The organism is Leifsonia sp. KNZ12-8B, from assembly GCF_056755495.1.
The window spans coordinates 1-14,009 of sequence record NZ_JBPGXM010000028.1; the positions used below are offsets into that span (position 1 = coordinate 1).

At 72.5% G+C, this 14,009-nt stretch carries 13 protein-coding genes; 6 read left to right on the forward strand and 7 right to left on the reverse strand.

Annotated features, from left to right (window positions below; translation table 11 throughout):
* Window positions 1-573: 573 nt before the first annotated feature.
* Both ACR9ZG_RS06530 and ACR9ZG_RS06535 read right to left on the reverse strand, forming a co-directional pair.
* Entirely contained in the window at window positions 574-1,497 is a 924-nt protein-coding gene (locus ACR9ZG_RS06530) for an aldose 1-epimerase family protein (protein ID WP_481284016.1), read from the reverse strand.
* Between the two features lie 140 nt (window positions 1,498-1,637).
* Window positions 1,638-3,101: a PucR family transcriptional regulator gene (locus ACR9ZG_RS06535; RefSeq protein ID WP_481284017.1), complete on the reverse strand. Its 1,464-nt coding sequence runs from the start codon at window positions 3,099-3,101 to the stop codon at window positions 1,638-1,640.
* 97 nt (window positions 3,102-3,198) lie between these two features.
* Here ACR9ZG_RS06535 and gabT point away from each other — a divergent pair, with 97 nt between their 5' ends.
* Together gabT and ACR9ZG_RS06545 are read left to right on the forward strand one after the other, a co-directional pair.
* Window positions 3,199-4,575: a 4-aminobutyrate--2-oxoglutarate transaminase gene (gabT, locus tag ACR9ZG_RS06540; RefSeq protein ID WP_481284018.1), complete on the forward strand. Its 1,377-nt coding sequence runs from the start codon at window positions 3,199-3,201 to the stop codon at window positions 4,573-4,575.
* Window positions 4,572-6,071: an NAD-dependent succinate-semialdehyde dehydrogenase gene (locus tag ACR9ZG_RS06545; protein ID WP_481284019.1), complete on the forward strand. Its 1,500-nt coding sequence runs from the start codon at window positions 4,572-4,574 to the stop codon at window positions 6,069-6,071. Before gabT ends, ACR9ZG_RS06545 begins: the two co-directional genes overlap by 4 nt.
* Window positions 6,072-6,105: 34 nt before the next feature.
* Here the strand turns inward: ACR9ZG_RS06545 and ACR9ZG_RS06550 are convergent, their stop codons facing one another.
* A complete protein-coding gene (locus ACR9ZG_RS06550) occupies window positions 6,106-6,321 on the reverse strand; it encodes a three-helix bundle dimerization domain-containing protein (protein ID WP_481284020.1) in 216 nt (71 codons plus the stop codon).
* A gap of 59 nt (window positions 6,322-6,380) precedes the next feature.
* Here ACR9ZG_RS06550 and ACR9ZG_RS06555 point away from each other — a divergent pair, with 59 nt between their 5' ends.
* Genes ACR9ZG_RS06555 through ACR9ZG_RS06570 form a run of 4 tightly spaced genes read left to right on the forward strand, consistent with a single transcriptional unit; the run spans window position 6,381 to window position 9,512 of the window.
* Window positions 6,381-7,082, forward strand: a complete 702-nt coding sequence (locus tag ACR9ZG_RS06555; RefSeq protein WP_481284021.1) for a PhzF family phenazine biosynthesis protein — start codon at window positions 6,381-6,383, stop codon at window positions 7,080-7,082.
* Entirely contained in the window at window positions 7,079-7,984 is a 906-nt protein-coding gene (locus tag ACR9ZG_RS06560; protein WP_481284022.1) for a virginiamycin B lyase family protein, read from the forward strand. Before ACR9ZG_RS06555 ends, ACR9ZG_RS06560 begins: the two co-directional genes overlap by 4 nt.
* 41 nt (window positions 7,985-8,025) lie before the next feature.
* Entirely contained in the window at window positions 8,026-8,181 is a 156-nt protein-coding gene (locus ACR9ZG_RS06565) for a hypothetical protein (protein WP_481284023.1), read from the forward strand.
* Complete coding sequence (locus tag ACR9ZG_RS06570; RefSeq protein WP_481284024.1) at window positions 8,178-9,512, forward strand: glycosyltransferase; 1,335 nt, start codon at window positions 8,178-8,180, stop codon at window positions 9,510-9,512. Before ACR9ZG_RS06565 ends, ACR9ZG_RS06570 begins: the two co-directional genes overlap by 4 nt.
* A 79-nt stretch (window positions 9,513-9,591) precedes the next feature.
* On the opposite strand, the gene ACR9ZG_RS06575 is transcribed toward ACR9ZG_RS06570, so the two are convergent.
* The 4 genes from ACR9ZG_RS06575 to ACR9ZG_RS06590 form a co-directional block, all read right to left on the reverse strand.
* On the reverse strand, window positions 9,592-11,088 hold the full coding sequence (locus ACR9ZG_RS06575; RefSeq protein ID WP_481284025.1) for a catalase: 1,497 nt from the start codon (window positions 11,086-11,088) through the stop codon (window positions 9,592-9,594).
* Window positions 11,085-11,516: a Fur family transcriptional regulator gene (locus ACR9ZG_RS06580; protein ID WP_481284026.1), complete on the reverse strand. Its 432-nt coding sequence runs from the start codon at window positions 11,514-11,516 to the stop codon at window positions 11,085-11,087. Before ACR9ZG_RS06580 ends, ACR9ZG_RS06575 begins: the two co-directional genes overlap by 4 nt.
* Window positions 11,517-11,602: 86 nt before the next feature.
* Entirely contained in the window at window positions 11,603-13,330 is a 1,728-nt protein-coding gene (locus tag ACR9ZG_RS06585) for a cation:proton antiporter (RefSeq protein WP_481284027.1), read from the reverse strand.
* Between the two features lie 22 nt (window positions 13,331-13,352).
* Window positions 13,353-13,928: a TetR/AcrR family transcriptional regulator gene (locus tag ACR9ZG_RS06590; protein WP_481284028.1), complete on the reverse strand. Its 576-nt coding sequence runs from the start codon at window positions 13,926-13,928 to the stop codon at window positions 13,353-13,355.
* Window positions 13,929-14,009: the final 81 nt, after the last annotated feature.

A 14,009-nucleotide genomic window follows, 5' to 3' on the forward strand; every position in this document is an offset into this window, starting at 1 on the left:
GTAAAAGAGCCAGGGGGCGGGCCGCGCGCTCCCCTCCTCCCGTGGATGCGGAGGATCGGCCGGGCCGGCCCGGGGGGGGGCCGGCCCGTCCTGTACGTGACGCCCGGGCGCGGTAATGCATTCATAGCGCCGCGAGACCCTGTGAAATGTGCAATGAGGCGTGTAGGATCGCCATACGAGACGCCGTCGACTACGTCCGGCCCTCGTAGCGGGCGGTTCCTGAACGGGTACAGGTCGTTCCGCGGCGTGGCGCGACCTAGCGCGCTCCGCCTGTGCCCCCGGCTGTTTCGGGTTCAGCCGGGGGCATCATTCTGCCCCGGGCATCCTGCCGCCGGGTCCGCCTGCTGCCCCGGCCAGCGCGCTGCCCTCCCGCTTTTCCGGCGATCTCTCGCGAACCGCGCCGACCTTCCGGAATTGCGGCCGTTTCGCGCCCCACCTGCCCGGCACCTCCGGAGTTACGGCTGAGCGCCCACAACTCCGGTCATCCCACTCGCGAGGCGGGGGAGATGAGACGAATTCCGGTGTCCGCGCGACTCCGCTGCCGTGACCTCCGGAGTTGCGGCCGAGCCCCGCTCACACCGCCCGGATGGTCCACGACGCCGAGGCCGAGGCTCCCGGCTCCAGCACGATCAGGTCGGTCCCCGAGTTGAAGGCGTCCGGCGGGCACGTCATCGGCTCGACCGCGAGGCCCAGCCGCGAGATGGCCGGCTCCGGCTGGTCGGCGGTGTGCACCTGCACCCACGGGCACGACGCGTCCCACGAGACCTCGACGCCGGAGCCGTCGGCCGCCAGCAGCCGCACGGTCGCCTCCTGCTCCTCGTCGCGCCGCAGTCCGGTGAAGGCGTGGTCGATGAAGGTGTCGCCGATCCGGCGCGGCTCCCGGAAGTCGAACACGCCGCCGGCCTCCTCGGCGACCTCGGCCAGCCCGGTCGGGATCAGCCGGTCCTCGGTGACGGTCAGCACCTGCGACGCGGGGAGGCTGAGCGTCCAGTCGTCGACGCGGCCGTCGCCGGCGACGAGGTAGGGGTGCGGTCCGGTGCCCCACGGCGCAGCGGTCGGGCCGGTGTTCGTGCCCGTGACGGTGGTGTGGAGGCCCTGCTCGTCCAGGCTGAAGGCGACCGTCACCTCCACCCGGTGCGGGTAGCCCGCCTGCGCCTCGATCGTGGCGGCGAAGGTGGCGCTGCTGCCCGAGCGGTCCACCGCCGAGAAGTCCAGCCAGCTCACCAGGCCGTGCAGCGCGTGGCCGCGGTTCGGCTCGGTGAGGGGGAGCTGTTGCTCCACCCCGGCGAACGTGTAGCGCCCGTCGACCACCCGGTTGGGCCACGGCGCGAGCGTGGCGCCGCGGTACGCGGGCCGCACCTCGTCGGCGTCGAAGGGCACGACGAGCGGCCGTCCGCGGTGCTCCAGGGTGCGGAGGGTGGCGCCGACCGACGCGATCGTCGCGTGGTAGTCGCCCGCGGTGAGGCCGAAATGGGTGCCGGAGATCGGAGTGCTCATCCGCCCATTGTGGCGAGAACCACCGAGCGCGCACAAAGCGGTGCGAGAAACGGAGGCGCGTCGACCCGAGCTGCGGCATGTGGGCCGAGAAGGGAGGCGGATCGAGCCGGGAGCGGCTGTGCCCCCTCCGTCGTCGCCGCCTACCCCGCCGCGCGCAGCGCCGCGTACAGGTCGGCGCGGGCCGCGAAGCCGGACAAGTCGCGGCCGAGCAGCCGCTCCGCCTCCGCCACGCGGGCGCGCAGGGTGTGCCGGTGCATCCCGAGCCGCTTCGCCGCCACGTCGTACACACCGTCGCAGTCGAGCCAGACCCGCAGGGTGCCCGGGAGGGAGGCGTCGGCCTCGGTGAGCGGAGCCAGCGCGGTCTCGGCGACGGCCTTGGCGTCCGGCGTCTGCAGCAGCGCGAGCATCCCGGCCGCGGCCACGTCGTCGAACGCCGGAACCAGGTCGTCTGCGCTCGCCCGCCCGCGTGCGACCTCCGCCTGTCCGAGCGCGGTCCGGAGGCCGGTGAGCGAGGACGGGCCCGAGACGCCGCCGCGCAGGCCGAAGCGGGTCGCGAGCTCGGCGGCGGGGGCCGGGTCGGCCTCCACCGGCTCCACCAGCACCAGCTCGTGCCCGTCGCGGGCGAAGAAGCCGCTGCCGTTGGTCTCCAGCCAGTCCGCCGCGGCCGCCAGCGCGGTGCCGGTCAGCGCGGTCACCCGCACGGGAGGCTCCGGCAGCGGGCCGAGCGCGGGCTCGGCCACCGTCGCCGCCAGCTCCGTCTGCCGGGCGAGGAGGGCGCGCCACACCGAGGTCCGCAGCCGCGACCGGGCTTCATCCGCCGCCCGGCTCTGCTCCAGGGCGAGGCCGGCGAGCGCGACGACGCCGGTGACGACCTGCTGCGCCGCCTGGTCGAGGCCGTCGGAGCCGACCGCCAGCACCCCGCGGAGCCGGCCCGCGGCGCCGAGGGTCTGCAGCGCGAACGGCCCCACGTCGGTGGTCACGCTGCCCGCCGCCCGGCGCCTGCTGCGCAGGAGCGGGTCGGCCGCCGCGCGCACGGCCTCCCTCGCCTCCGCCCGCAGCGCTCCCGCCGGGGCGACCCGGTCGAGCACCCCGTCGGCGCCGACCAGCGCCACCGGCCGGTCGATCTGCCGCGCGAGCTCGGCGAGCACCGCGGCGAGCGGGTCCGGCCGCAGGGCCGCGAGCGAGATGGCACGCGAGGCGCGCAGCGCCCACGTGTTGCGGGCGTACTGGTCGGCAGCCACCCGGTCGGCGAAGAACCGGGCGATGGCGATGAACGGCGTCCGGTACGGCACCTCGAACAGCGGGAGGCCGTGCCGCGCGCACGCCTCGACCAGCGGATCCGGCGTTCCGGCGCGCACCACCTCCGTGCCGAAGCCGAGGCCCGCGATGCCGTGCTCCACCAGCCGCGCGACGTAGGGGTCGACCTCGTCGGGCGTCCCGGTGATGAGCAGCACCTGGCCGGGGGAGAGGAAGGGCGTCGGATCGGCGAGCTCCGAGCTGTGCGCCCACGGCACGGGCGTGTCGAACGAGCCCACCCCGGCGGGCGTGAGCAGGCGGAGGTCGAGCTCCGGGCGGGCGAGGAGCTGGGCGAGCGTCGCGGGCATGGCGTTCCGATCTTATGTGCCAGGGTGTCGATCCCCGACGCGAGAATTGTACGCGGTGTCCAGGCGACGGTGGGCGGGCGCTTCTTACGATTCCCGCATGACCATCACTCCGCCTCTCACCAGCCCGGGCGTCGTCGGCGCTCCCACCGGCGGACCGTCGCTCCCGCAGGAGCGCCGGCTCGTCACCCCGATCCCCGGCCCGGAGTCGCGTAAGCGCTCCGAGCGCAAGGCGCAGGCCGTCGCCGCCGGCGTCGGCGCCACCATCCCCGTCTTCGCCGTCGCGGCGGGAGGCGGCGTGCTGGTCGACGTCGACGGCAACTCGCTCATCGACTTCGGCTCCGGCATCGCGGTCACCGGCGTCGGCAACTCCGCGCCCCGCGTGGTCGAGGCCGTGACGGCGCAGGTCGCCGCGTTCACGCACACCTGCTTCACCGTGGCCCCGTACGACTCCTACGTCGACGTCGCCGAGGCGCTCAACCGGCTCACCCCCGGCGACCACGCCAAGCGCAGCGCCCTGTTCAACTCGGGCGCGGAGGCGGTGGAGAACGCGGTCAAGATCGCCCGCCACTACACCGGCAAGCAGGCCGTCGTCGCGTTCGACCACGCCTACCACGGCCGCACGAACCTCACGATGGGCCTCACGGCCAAGAACCAGCCCTACAAGAACGGCTTCGGCCCCTTCGCGCCCGAGATCTACCGCGCTCCGCTCAGCTACCCGCTGCGCGACGGCGGCCTCAGCGGCGCCGAGGCGGCCAAGCGAGCGATCACCATGATCGAGAAGCAGATCGGCGCCGCGAACCTGGCCGCGATCATCATCGAGCCGATCCAGGGCGAGGGCGGCTTCATCGTCCCGGCCGACGGCTTCCTCCCCGCGCTCCAGGAGTGGGCGTACGCGAACGGCGTCGTCTTCATCGCCGACGAGGTGCAGACCGGCTTCGCCCGCACCGGCACCATGTTCGCCTCCGAGCAGTTCGGCATCACCCCCGACCTCATCGTCACCGCGAAGGGCATCGCCGGCGGCCTCCCGCTCTCGGCGGTCACCGGCCGCGCCGAGATCATGGACGCCCCGCAGGTCGGCGGCCTCGGCGGCACCTACGGCGGCAACCCGCTCGCCTGCGTCGCCGCGCTCGCCGCGATCGAGACGTACGAGCAGGACGGCCTGGTCGAGCGCGCCCGCGAGATCGGCGCCATCCTGTTCGAGAAGCTCGGCGCCCTCCGCGACGCCGACCCGCGTGTCGCCGAGGTGCGCGGCCGCGGAGCGATGGTCGCCATCGAGCTCGTCGACCCGGAGACCGGCGAGCCGGACGCCGCGCTGACCTCGAAGGTCGCCGCCGCCGCGCACGCCGCCGGCGTCGTGCTGCTCACCTGCGGCACCTACGGCAACGTGATCCGCTTCCTCCCGCCGCTGAGCATCCCGGACCACCTGCTCATCGAGGGGCTCGACGTCGTCGCCGAGGCGGTGGCGAACGCATGACCGCCGTCGACACGACGCCCGCTGTCGCGGACGCGGACCTGAGCGCCCGCGAGTCCGAGCTGCTCGCCCGCGTCCCCGACGGCCTCTTCATCGGCGGCGCCTGGGAGGCCGGCACCGCCCCGCGGATCGAGGTGCAGGACCCGGCCACCGGCCGCGTCATCAAGCGCATCGCGAACGCCACCCCCGAGGACGGCGTCCGCGCCCTCGACGCCGCCGAGGACGCGGCGGATGCCTGGGCCGCGACGGCCCCGCGCGTCCGGGCCGAGATCCTCCGCAAGGCCTGGGAGCTGCTGCAGGAGCGCCGGGACGACTTCGCGCTCCTCATGACGCTCGAGATGGGCAAGCCGCTGGCGGAGGCCAACGGCGAGGTCACCTACGGCGGCGAGTTCCTGCGCTGGTTCTCCGAGGAGGCCGTGCGCATCTCCGGCCGCTACGGCAGCAACCCGGAGGGCACCGGGACCATGGTCGTCTCGCAGCGCCCGGTCGGACCCTGCTACCTGATCACGCCGTGGAACTTCCCGCTCGCGATGGCCACGCGCAAGATCGCGCCGGCGCTCGCCGCGGGGTGCACCGTCGTCGTCAAGCCGGCCGAGCTCACGCCGCTGACCACGCTGTTCTTCGCCCAGCTGCTGGCCGACGCCGGCGTGCCGGCCGGTGTCGTCAACGTGGTGCCGACGAGCAACGCGCGCGCCGTCTCCGAGCCGATCATCGCCGACCCGCGGCTGCGCAAGCTGTCGTTCACCGGGTCCACGCCGGTGGGTCGCTCGCTGCTCGCGCAGGCGGGGCAGAACGTGCTCCGCACCTCCATGGAGCTCGGCGGCAACGCGCCCTTCGTGGTGTTCGACGACGCCGACCTGGACGCGGCCGTCGATGGCGCCATGCTGGCGAAGTTCCGCAACATCGGCCAGGCCTGCACGGCCGCCAACCGGTTCCTCGTGCACGAGTCGGTCGCCAACGAGTTCGCCCGCCGGATCACCGAGCGGGTGGAGGCGCTGAACCTGGGCCGCGGCACCGACGACGGCGTGACCATCGGCCCGCTGATCGACGACCGCGCCGTGGCCTCCATGGGCGCGCTCATCGCGGATGCGGTCGAGCGCGGGGCCCGGGTGCTCACCGGCGGCAGCGCGCCGGAGCGCGACGGCTACTTCTTCGAGCCGACCGTGCTCGTCGACGTGCAGCCCGGCAGCGACATCCTGCGCGAGGAGATCTTCGGCCCTGTCCTCGCGATCGGTACTTTCTCGACCGAGGACGAGGCCGTGGCCCGCGCCAACGAGACCGAGTACGGCCTCGTCGGCTACGTCTTCACGAAGGACCTGGCGCGCGGACAGCGGATGATCGACCGCATCGACACCGGCATGATGGGCCTCAACACGGGCCTGGTGTCGAACGCCGCCGCACCGTTCGGCGGTGTGAAGCAGTCGGGGCTCGGCCGCGAGGGCGGCCTCGAGGGCATCCACGAGTACCTCAGCACGAAGTACACGCTGATCCCGGCGTGAGCACAGGGCCTCGCCGCCGCTCCCGGACCGCGGTTCAGGACTCGGCGGCGAGGTCCCGCTTCACCTGGTGCTCGATGAGCACCGGCACGAAGTCACGCACGGCCGCGTCGTCGAAGTCCTCGTGCCGCCGCTCCACCAGCTCGTCGATCCGCTCCCGCGGCACCCCCGGGAAGCGCTCGGCGAGCCGCTCCGCCGCGTGCTCCACGGCGATGCGCTCGTCCTGCGAGATGTCGTCCCTCTCGATCGTCATGTCGTGGATTATGCACCTCGGGAGTGAACGGAGGGCAGCCTCCATGCCAGGCTGGTGCCATGAGTGACGAGTCGATCGAAGTCGTAGTGGTCAGGGTGTTCACCGACGAGCGCGGGGTCAATGGGAACGAGCTGGGCATCGTGCGCAGCTCGCCCGTCACCGCGCGCCGCGAGCAGCCGATCGCGACGGCGCTGGGGTTCAGCGAGACCGTGTTCGTGGACGAGCTGGACGAGGAGCGGTTCGAGGCCGGCATCCGGATCTTCACGCCGGCCAGGGAGCTGCCGTTCGCGGGGCACCCGAGCGTCGGCACCGCCTGGTGGCTCGCCGAACAGCGCACGCCCGTCGGGGTGCTGCGCGAGAAGGCCGGCGACATGCTCGTCGAGGTGGACGAGGAGCAGCAGATCGCTTGGATCCGCGCCAGGGCCGAGTGGGCGCCCGACTTCGAGTGGCTGCCGCTGCAGTCGCCGGAGGATGTGGAGGCGCTCGACGCCCTGGCCTTCACCACCGGCCACCACTACGCCTACGCCTGGATCGACGAGGAGGCAGGCCGCCTCCGCTCGCGGATGTTCGCCCCCGACATGGGCATCATCGAGGACGAGGCCACCGGCGCCGCCGCCGTCTCGCTGACCGCTCGGCTCGGCCGCTCGCTCGTCATCGAGCAGGGTGTCGGCTCCGAGATCATGACCGAGCTGCTCGACGACGGCTGGGTCCGCGTGGGCGGCCGCACCGTGTACGACCGCACCATCGACGCCACCCTGTGACGACGCTCGAACAGCTCCCGGCGGGTGGCGGCGCGACCGACGTCGCGGTCACCGACGACGGCGCCGTCTGGTTCGTCGACCCCGGGCGCGCGCTCGTGGGGAGGCGGGATGCGGACGGTGCGGTCGCCTCCCTCGTCTTCGGCGACGGAGTGCGGCCCACCTCGGTGGCGCCCGCCACCCCGACGGACGTGTGGCTGGCGTGCGGTGCGACCGGTCCGTTGCTCCTCGTCGGCCCCGGACCGCGGCTCCTGAGCGAGGTCGCGCTGCCCCCTGCGACGGAGAACGCGGCGCAGCGCCCGGCGGATGAGCGCTTGGAGGTGGTCGCCGTGCCCGACGGGACGACCTGGTACGCGCGCATCGGCGGCGACGCGCTCGGTCGCGTGGATGTGCTGGGCCGGGCCGAGGAGTTCGCGCTCGCCGCCGGCGCGGCCGTCGGCGGCATCGCGGCCGCGGGGGACAGCATCTGGTTCACCCAGCAGCACCCGCCCGCACTGGGGCACATCCGTGGCGGAGACGCAGCCGCCGAGCTGCAACCACTGCATCCGGGGTCGGAGCCCACGCAGATCGCCGTGGACGACACAGGGGTGGTGTGGGCCGCCGCGCGCGGGCTCGACGCCGTGGTGCGGCTGGAGCGCGGCGGAAGACCCGTCGTCGTGGCGCTGGGAGCAGGATCCCGGCCGTCAGCCGTGGCCTCGGCTCCGGGAGGCGGCGTCTGGGTCGCGCTGGCGGGGAACACCGCCGTCGCACGGGTGCGGGCGGGCGAGGATCCCGTCGTGGTGCCGCTGACGGAGGCGGGCGACGAGGGGCCGGACGCGCACCCACCGCTGACGCTCGCCGTGGCTCCGGCCGGCGCGGTGTGGGTCGCGGGAGGGTCCGCAGGACTCACCGGTCTTCGAATATAAGGCATGTAATATTTGGAACTCCCAACCCCAAGGAGTTCCCCATGTACGACGAAACCCTCGCCTTCACCGGACTCGGCACCGTGGCCATCGGCTCGGCCGTCCTCGACCTGTGGTGGGTCGCGGCAGGAGCGGCCGTCGCGGTCGTCCTCGGCATCGCGGTCGCGCGCGTGGCCGCCCGGCGCCGCGCCCACCGGTGAAAGGCGCCGGCTTCGTCGCCTTCGCCCTCGTCCTGACCGCCCTCGCCGTGCTGTGGTGGTCGAGGGGAGGCCCGAGCTGGTACGGCGTCGCGGTCATGAGCCTGCTGGCGATCAAGCTGGTGCTCTCGTGGCGCGGCGACAACAAGCCGGCGCGCACCGCCCTGCAGCTCGAGCGGCTGCGGGCGCTGCGCGTCGGCGTCGCCATCCCGGTCTACAACGAGGACCCGGAGATGCTCGCCGCGGCGCTGCGCTCCCTGCACCGGCAGAGCCGCCTCCCCGCGTCCATCGTGGTCGTCGACGACGGCTCGCCCGACCGTCGCGCGGTCGCCGAGGCCGAGAGCTGGGTCCCCCGATTCGCGGAGGTGGGCGTCCGCCTCCTCGTCATCCCCTTCCCCGAGAACCGCGGCAAGCGCGAGGCGCTCATCGCGGCCCTGGAGGCCCAGCCCGGCATCGACCTGATGGTCGGCGTCGACTCCGACACCGTCCTCGACCGGCAGGCGCTGCAGGAGGCGCTCGTGCCGTTCCTCGACCCGCGGGTCACGGTCGTCACCGGCCTGGTGCTGGCGCTCAACCACGGCCGCAACCTGCTGACCCGGCTCATCGACATCCGCTACGCCAACGCGTTCCTGTTCGAGCGCGCCGCCTACTCGGCGCTCGGCTCGGTGCTGTGCGCGTGCGGCTCGCTCTCCGTCTACCGCGCCGACATCCTCCACAAGTACAAGGAGGACTTCCTCACCCAGACCTTCCTGGGGCGGCCGGCCGTGTTCGGCGACGACCGCCGCCTGACCAACTACGGGCTCCTGGAGGGGCGCGCGATCTTCCAGCGCACCGCCGTCGCGTACACGGCGGTCCCCGAGCGCTGGGGGCACTACCTGCGCCAGCAGATCCGCTGGAACAAGTCGTTCTTCCGCGAGTCGCTCTGGGTGCTCGCGCACATGCCGGCGTCCAAATGGGCGTTCTGGCTGACGGCGGTCGAGCTGCTGACCTGGGCCGTCTTCTCACTCGCGGTCGCGTGGGCGATGGTCGTCGCTCCCGTGCTGACGGGCACCCTGCTGATCGGCCCGTACGTGCTCTACATCGCCCTGGTCGGCTACGCCCGCTCGGTGCGCTACCTCGACCTGACCGGCGTCAAGCAGACCAGGAAGGACCGCACCATCGGCTTCCTGATCTCCCCACTCTACGGGCTGGTCCACCTCCTGCTGCTCATGTGGCTGCGGCTGTACTCGCTCGCGACCCTGCGCTCCGGCAGCTGGGGAACCCGCGCCTCCGTGGAGGTCGCGCTGAGCCCGGAGTCCCTGGAGGGGAAGGGCCTCACGGCGAAGGGCGCCTGATGGTCGCCATCCCGTCGGGATAGCGACCACCAGACGCCCTTCGATCGCGTGGCGGCGTGGCGGCGTGGCGCGGCGGAGCCTACTCGGCGACGCCCACGTACTCGGCGGCCTCGTCCGCGTCGGCCGGGGCGCCGGCGGCGATGCGCTCGCGCAGCGCGCGGCCCAGCTCGGCGTCGACGTTCGTCCAGTACTGGATGGCGCGCTCGCGGATGTCCTCGCGCTTCACGCCGCCGACCGCTCCCGCGATCGTGTCGAGGAAGCGGGCCTTCGCCGCGTCGTCGTACACCTCGCGGTAGAGCGTGCCGGCCTGACCGAAGTCGTCGTCCTCGGCGTGCAGGGTCGCGGCGGCGCGCGTCAGCTCGCCGTCCGACTCCCACGATCCGGCGCCCGCGAGCTCCGGCTGAGCGGCCGGGCCGCCGAACGAGTTCGGGGCGTAGACCGGGGTGCTCGCCGGGTTGAAGGCGTGGCGGGCCGCGCCGTCCTGCGAGTAGTTGTGCACCGGGGCGACCGGGGCGTTCACCGGGAGCTGGTTGTAGTTGGTGCCCACGCGGTAGCGCTGCGCGTCCGGGTACGAGAAGACGCGGGCCATCAGCATCTTGTCCGGGCTGATGTCGATACCGGGGACGGTGTTGGCCGGCGAGAAGGCCGCCTGCTCGATCTGCGCGAAGAAGTTCTCCGGGTTCTCGTTGAGCGTCATCGTGCCGACCTCGATCAGCGGGTAGTCGCTGTGCGGCCACACCTTGGTCAGGTCGAACGGGTTGAAGCGGTACGTCTTGGCGTCCTCGTAGGGCATGACCTGGACCGACACCTTCCACGCCGGGAAGTCGCCGCGCTCGATCGCCTCGTACAGGTCGCGGCGGTAGTAGTCCGCGTCCTCGCCGGCGATGCGCTCGGCCTCGGCGCCGTGCATCTCCTCGTTGCCCTGCAGCGCGTGGAAGTGGTACTTGACCCAGAACCGCTCGCCGGCCGCGTTGATCCACTGGTAGGTGTGCGATCCGTAGCCGGGCATGGTCCGCCACGAGCGGGGGAGGCCGCGGTCGCCCATCAGGTACGTCACCTGGTGCGCCGACTCGGGCGAGAGGGTCCAGAAGTCCCACTGCATGTCGGCGTCGCGCAGCCCGGAGCCGGGGAGGCGCTTCTGCGAGTGGATGAAGTCGGGGAACTTGATCCCGTCGCGGATGAAGAAGACGGGCGTGTTGTTTCCGACGATGTCGTAGTTGCCCTCGGTCGTGTAGAACTTCACCGAGAAGCCGCGCACGTCGCGCCAGGTGTCCGGCGAACCCTGCTCACCGGCGACGGAGGAGAAGCGGACCAGCGTGCGCGTGGTCGTGTCCGGCTGGAACAGCGCCGCCCGCGTGTAGGCCGACACGTCGCCCGTGACGACGAACTCGCCGAACGCGCCGCCGCCCTTCGCGTGCACGATCCGCTCCGGGATGCGCTCGCGGTTGAACTGCGCCAGCTTCTCGACCAGGTAGCGGTCGTGGAGGGCCGTGGCGCCGTCCCGGCCGGAGGTCAGCGAGTGCGCGTCGCTGGCGACCGGGGTGCCGGTCTGGGTGGTGGTGAACTCGTTCGTCATTCTTCTCCTCGTTCTTTCTGGCAGGACGGGCACAGGCCCCAGAACGTCACCTCGGCCGTCGCGACCGCGAACCCGCCCGCATCCGACGGATGCAGGCACGGCGCGTGGCCGACCACGCAGTCGACGTCTCCCACCGCGCCGCACGACGTGCAGACGATGTGATGGTGGTTGTCGCCGGTGCGCCGCTCGTAGCGGGCCGGCGAGCCGGCCGGCTCGATCCGGCGCAGCAGCCCGGCGGTCGTGAGGTCGCCGAGCACGTTGTGCACGTTCTGGATCGAGGTGCCGGGCAGTGCGGGCAGCACCGCGCGGTACACCGACTCGGCGTCCGCGTGCGGCAGCCCGGTCAGCGCGTCGAGGACCGCGATGCGGCCCTGGGTGACGCGGAGGCCGGAGGCGCGCAGGGCGCTCTCGAGCTGTGCCGTGTCCATGCCCTCGACACTATCGCGGTTGTTTTGAATAACTCAAAACAACGCATGCATTCGGGCGTGTCCGTGCCCTGCGACTCGGGAGGGGCTCAGCGGGCGCGCGAGCGGAGGCGGGTCTCCTCCAGGTCGAGCATGGCCTGGGCCTCGGTGAGGATGCGCGAGGGGTAGGAGCCGCGGGCGCGCTCCTCCAGCAGGCGGTCGCGCTCGGCCTCCACGACCGCGAGCCGGAGCGCGCGGAACACGTGGTGCGGCCGGTCCTCCGGCGGGGCCTCGGCCAGCCGGATGCGCTCCCACGCCGACTCGGCGCGCAGGAAGGACGTTTGGCGCACCCGCTCCACGACCTCGGGGTCGACGGGGGCGGTGGTGCCGGCGGCGCCCTCCGGGTCGTCGAGCACGCGGATGCCGGCCTCGCTGATGTCGTCGAGCAGCTGCGCGAGCAGGCGACGGTCCTCCTTCACGTCGACCCCCTGCAGGCCGAGCGCGCGGATCAGCCAGGGCAGCGTCCCGCCCTGCAGCACGAGGCTGACGAAGGCGACCGTGAAGGCGATCAGGATGAGCTGCGGGCGGTACGGGATGTCGGCGGGCAGCGACTGCGCGGCCGCCAGGGTGACGACGCCGCGCATCCCGGACCAGCCGAGCACCACGGCGCCGCGCCAGTCGATGGCCTCCTGGCGGAACTCCTCGAGGTCGTTCCTGTGCCGCAGGTAGCGCTGCTCGGCGCGCTGCTTGCGCAGCGACTGCCAGCGGTACTTGACCGGATGGTCGCGGAAGTACTGGATCATCAGCCACTCCCGCAGCACCGATCTCTCCGCCCCCTCCGCGCGTCTTCGGAGCGAGTAGATGAGCGGGAAGATCAGCAGGTAGCGGATGACCACCAGCGACAGCATCGCGATCAGGCCGAGCAGGACCGAGTCCCAGACGCTGAGGATCTCCGGGTGCTCCACGTCGTTGATGAGCGTGCGGAGCTCGAGGCCGATGAGGAGGAAGACGCCGTTCTCGAGCAGGAACTGGATCGTCCGCCAGTTGATCGCGTCGCTGATCCTCGCCTGGGCGCTGAAGGCGCGCGGGGCGGCGTGCCCCGTGTAGAGCCCGGTGATCACGACCGCCAGGACTCCGGAGCCGTGCAGCGCCTCCGTCGGCGCGAACGCCGCGAAGGGAACCACGACCGAGAGCGCGGTGTCGAGCACCGGGTCGTTGAGCTTCGAGCGCACCCACACCGAGACGATGCCGACGACGAGCCCGATGACGATGGCGAGGATGACGGCCGTGATGAAGTCGAGGACGCCCGCCAGCGGGGTGCTCAGCGACCCGACGGCCGCGGCGAGGGCGGTCCGCAGCAGCACCAGGGCCGTCGCGTCGTTGACCAGGCCCTCGCCCTCCAGCACGGTCAGCAGCCGCGGCGGGAGGCCGAGTCGGCGGCCGATGGAGGTCGCGGCCACGGCGTCCGGCGGGCTGATGATCGCACCGAGCGCGATCGCGGCGGCGAGGTTGAGGTCGGGCAGCAGGGTGTAGAGGACGAAGCCGGAGGCGAAGGCGGTGATGATCACCAGCACGACCGACAGCCCGGCGATGGGGGCGAGGTTGCGCCGGAAGTCGGTCAGCGGCACGCTGATCGCCGCCGCGTAGAGGATCGGGGGCAGGAGGCCGTCGAGGATGATCTCCGGCGGCACCTCGATCTCCGGCACACCGGGGAGCACCGACAGGGTGACGCCGACGATGACGAGGATGATCGGAGCGGCGACGCCGAGCTTGCGAGCGAACGCGGCCACGCCGACGATCACCGCTACGGCGATGACGGCATATACCCCGAGCTCCATATGTCCAATTCTAAAAGAACGTTCAGGGTCGCCGCGTCCGGAGGCCGTCGATGGCCATCGCGATGACGCGGTCGCGCTGCTCGTCGTCGTCGAAGGCGACGCCGGCGATGCCGGACACCATGCGGATCACGTCGCCGATGGTCGCATCGGGTCGGACGTCTCCCGCCTCCTGCGCCCGGCGCAGCAGCGGCTCGCCCGCCTCGTAGAGCGACGTGCGGCAGCTCAACAGCACGGGGGAGTCCTTGTTGAGGCCGTCCAGCAGGGCGTGCTTGGTGCCGATGTAGCTGACGAAGCGGCGCAGCCAGGCCTCGAAGCCGACCCACGGATCGAGCGAGGCCGCGTTCTCCGCGGCGTGGACGACGGCGTCGACCTCATCGACGTACACCGCCTCCACGAGAGCGTCCTTGGTGGGGAAGTTGCGGTACAGGGTGCCGATGCCGACGCCGGCGTTGCGGGCGATCTCCTCGAGGGAGGCGCCGGTCCCCGCCTCGGCGAAGCACTCGCGCGCCGCGCCGAGGAGCGCGTCGAAGTTGCGCCGGGCGTCCGCGCGCTGCGGGCGGACGATGCCGGCACGGGTCGCGGTGTCGGTGCCAGTCACTGGGGGATCCTCTCGTCTGGCGGTGGGCGAATCAGGGGTGCGGACAATCGGGGCTTGCAAAGCGGAGGCACCCTCCGGTAG

Excerpts from the sequence above, each read along its gene's own strand:
- ACR9ZG_RS06530 (WP_481284016.1), bottom strand. The coding sequence starts at position 1,497 with ATGAGCACTCCGATCTCCGGCACCCATTTCGGCCTCACCGCGGGCGAC.
- ACR9ZG_RS06535 (WP_481284017.1), bottom strand. The coding sequence starts at position 3,101 with ATGCCCGCGACGCTCGCCCAGCTCCTCGCCCGCCCGGAGCTCGACCTC.
- gabT (WP_481284018.1), top strand. The coding sequence starts at position 3,199 with ATGACCATCACTCCGCCTCTCACCAGCCCGGGCGTCGTCGGCGCTCCC.
- ACR9ZG_RS06545 (WP_481284019.1), top strand. The coding sequence starts at position 4,572 with ATGACCGCCGTCGACACGACGCCCGCTGTCGCGGACGCGGACCTGAGC.
- ACR9ZG_RS06550 (WP_481284020.1), bottom strand. The coding sequence starts at position 6,321 with ATGACGATCGAGAGGGACGACATCTCGCAGGACGAGCGCATCGCCGTG.
- ACR9ZG_RS06555 (WP_481284021.1), top strand. The coding sequence starts at position 6,381 with ATGAGTGACGAGTCGATCGAAGTCGTAGTGGTCAGGGTGTTCACCGAC.
- ACR9ZG_RS06565 (WP_481284023.1), top strand. The coding sequence starts at position 8,026 with ATGTACGACGAAACCCTCGCCTTCACCGGACTCGGCACCGTGGCCATC.
- ACR9ZG_RS06575 (WP_481284025.1), bottom strand. The coding sequence starts at position 11,088 with ATGACGAACGAGTTCACCACCACCCAGACCGGCACCCCGGTCGCCAGC.
- ACR9ZG_RS06580 (WP_481284026.1), bottom strand. The coding sequence starts at position 11,516 with ATGGACACGGCACAGCTCGAGAGCGCCCTGCGCGCCTCCGGCCTCCGC.
- ACR9ZG_RS06585 (WP_481284027.1), bottom strand. The coding sequence starts at position 13,330 with ATGGAGCTCGGGGTATATGCCGTCATCGCCGTAGCGGTGATCGTCGGC.